Origin of the sequence: Chitinophaga sp. (assembly GCF_036569125.1) — a bacterium.
Lineage (GTDB): Bacteria > Bacteroidota > Bacteroidia > Chitinophagales > Chitinophagaceae > Chitinophaga.
On record NZ_DATCRF010000421.1, the window covers coordinates 1 to 2199 of the forward strand.

1 protein-coding gene is annotated in these 2199 nt (G+C 49.6%); it reads left to right on the forward strand.

The genetic code is table 11. The features are described from left to right. Positions 1-2199 (forward strand): phosphocholine-specific phospholipase C (locus tag VIM87_RS15610; protein WP_331997890.1); only part of this gene is annotated, 2199 nt, incomplete at both ends.

Genomic DNA, 2199 nt, shown 5'->3' on the forward strand with positions numbered 1-2199 from the left:
TTCAACGCGCATTGGCTATAGACCCTACATTAGGCAGCACTTACCTGGATGCAGAACATGTAGTGATACTGATGCAGGAGAACCGTTCTTTTGACCATTGCTTTGGCACCTTGCAGGGTGTGCGCGGCTTTAATGACCCGCGTGCGCTGGCCCTACCTGATAAAAAACCGGTATGGCTGCAAACCAATGAGCTGGGCGAAACCTATGCACCTTTCCGTTTGGATATTAAAGATACCAAGGTAACCTGGATGGGCTCTTTGCCGCACTCCCGCGCCAGCCAGGTAGATGCTAATAATAACGGGAAGTATGATCAGTGGCTCATAGCCAAAAGGTCCGGCAATAAACAGTATGCAGCCATGCCGCTGACCATGGGTTATTACAACCGGGAAGACCTGCCTTTTAACTATGCCATGGCAGATGCCTTTACCATTTGTGATCAGAACTTTTGTTCGGCCATGACCAGCACCACGCCTAACCGCTCTTTTTTCTGGACGGGTAAGATCACGCATGAAACAGACGGTATTCCCAAGGCGCATATCCGTAATGATGATTACAGCTATGCCAAGCTGCCCTGGAACACATTCCCGGAGCTGCTGGAGCAAAATAATATACCCTGGAAATTTTACCAGAATGAAACCAGCTGTGGCGGCGGGTTTAAAGGGGAGGAACGCTCCTGGCTGTCGAACTTCGGCTGTAACCTGCTGGAATTTTTTGCCGCTTACAATGTAAAGTTTGCACCGCGTTATATTCAAAACCTGCAAAAGCAGGTGGATACGCTGCCCGACCAGATCAACAAGCTGCAGGAAGCCAGCCCTTCTACTGAAGATGCCGCACAGAAAATAAGAGTGGAGCTGGCCAAAAAACAGGAAGTGCTGGACAATGCAAAAGCAGAGCTGGAAAAATGGAACCAGGCTAATTTTGAAAAGCTGAGCGCCGAACAAAAGAGCTTATACAAACGTGCCTTTGTGGTAAATGAGGGAGATCCTGCTTACCGCAACATCACCACCTTAAGCTATACTGATGGCGGGCAGAAACGGGATGTAACCGTACCGGAAGGCGATGTGCTGCACCAGTTCCGGAAAGATGTGGAAGGCGGTAAGCTGCCCACTGTATCCTGGCTGGCAGCGCCGCAGAATTTCTCCGACCATCCCAGCGCACCCTGGTATGGAGCCTGGTATGTATCTGAAGTGCTGGACATTCTTACCAAGAACCCGGATGTATGGAAGAAAACTATTTTCATTGTAACCTATGATGAAAATGACGGTTACTTTGATCACGTACAGCCTTTCTATATTCCCGATGAGAACAAGCCCGAAACCGGCAAAGTATCTGCCGGCATTGATACGGAAATAGAGCATGTGCGCCTGGAAAATGAGCTGAAACAGGGTGTGCCTAAAAAGGCTGCGCGTGAAGCGCCTATAGGACTGGGTTTCCGTGTGCCCATGATCATAGCATCGCCCTGGAGCCGTGGTGGTAAAGTATGCTCCCAGCTGTTTGACCATACCTCCACCTTACAGTTCCTGGAAACATTCCTGAACCAGAAGTATAAAAAGAACATTCAGCAAAAGAATATCAGCGCATGGCGCAGAACCATTTGCGGCGATCTTACAGCGGCTTTCAGCCCTTTTAACGGCAATAAGCTGGAACCCATTCCCTTCCTGCAGCGCGATAAGTTTGTAGAAGATATTTATAATGCCAAATTCAAACAGGAGCCGGGCGGTTATAAAAAAATATCAGGGCACGAGATCCGTAACATTATTGAAAACCCGCTGGCAATGGATGCCCTCTCCACCCAGGAGAAAGGGGTACGTGCTTCCAGCGCGCTGCCGTACGAGCTGTATGCAGAAGGCGCCTGCACGGCAGATAAAAAACAGGTAACGCTGAAAATGAGCGCCGGCAACCAGGTGTTTGGTAAAAATGCTGCAGGCTCGCCTTTTACGGTATATGTGCCGGGAACGTTCAGGGATGAAAAAGGGGTGACGGATATTTCCCGTAACTGGGCCTTTGCCGTAAAAGCCGGCGACAGCATCACCTACGAATGGCCTTTGCAGGCGTTTGAGAATAATAAATATCATTTGCGCTTATACGGCCCCAATGGTTTTTACCGGGAGCTGATGGGCAATGCGCAGGACCCGGCCATACAGGTGGCTGTGGAGTATGAGCAGGATACCAGAACAAAAAAGCCTACCGGTAATGTGG